Annotated in this window: 1 protein-coding gene; it reads left to right on the top strand. The window is 55.2% G+C overall.

Annotated elements, in window-relative coordinates; all coding sequences use genetic code 11:
- Nucleotides 1–147 precede the first annotated feature (147 nt).
- The coding region (locus ACLD7X_RS17100; RefSeq protein WP_411424890.1) for an NAD(P)H-quinone oxidoreductase at nucleotides 148–957 on the top strand (810 nt) is incomplete at its 3' end.

The raw sequence follows: 957 nt of genomic DNA, 5'->3' as shown, positions 1-957 counted from the left end.
GTGAGCCGGCCCTTCCCCCCACGGGTGGAGCGGTAGCAAACGCGATCTTCAAAGCTACCGGCAAGCGTATTTACAAGCAGCCCTTTGTGGAGCAGGACGTTCTGAAAGGACTTTCCTAGCAATCCACGGAGCTTTTCGTACCAGGGTTTGATCAGCGATGGTCAGATCCTGGTATTTTTTATTTTACCCCTTCTAAACCCACTAGCCAGCATGAAAGCCATTTTATTGAAAGAGTACGGGTCTGCCGATCAACTATACATAGGTGAATACCTAACGCCCGAGCCCCAACCCTACGAAGTAATGGTACGGGTGCACGCTACGGCCTTGAACCGGTCGGATATTTTACAACGGGAAGGTCACTACCCTCCACCTCTGGACGCCAGCCCGGTGCTGGGTCTGGAAATAGCGGGAGTGGTAGTGGCCGTAGGCAGAAACGTGACCCGCTGGCGAAAAGGTGACCGGGTATTTGGTTTGATTCCGGGTGGCGGCTACGCCGAGTTTGCCGTTATTCATGAGGACATGGCCATGCCGGTTCCGGTTGGCTGGGACTTCACCAAAGCAGCGGCCATTCCCGAGGTGTTCCTGACCGCGTACCAGGCACTACGGTGGGTAGGTAAGCTGGCCGAAGGCGAGAGAGTGTTGCTCCATGCCGGGGCCAGTGGGGTTGGTACCGCAGCTATTCAGCTAGCCCGGCTGATGGGAGCGGAAGTACTGGTGACGGCTTCGTCCGGTAAGCATAAGCTCTGCCTCAAACTGGGTGCTAAGCACGCCATTGACTACAAGAAAGGTCCTTTTCTGGATGAATTGAAAGAGTTAACCAACGGCGAAGGGGTCAACGTAATCGTGGATCCGGTAGGAGGCGACTATTTCAATCAGAATATTCAGGCCTTACAGCCGGATGGCCGCCTGGTGATGCTGGCGGTGATGGCGGGGGGAAAGGTAGATACCAACATCGGT

The organism is Aphanothece microscopica RSMan92 (genome assembly GCF_046613545.2).
In the GTDB taxonomy this organism is placed as follows: domain Bacteria; phylum Cyanobacteriota; class Cyanobacteriia; order PCC-6307; family Cyanobiaceae; genus NIES-981.
The sequence above is the reverse complement of the archived record's forward strand: the minus strand, read 5'-3'. Positions and strand labels throughout refer to the sequence as shown.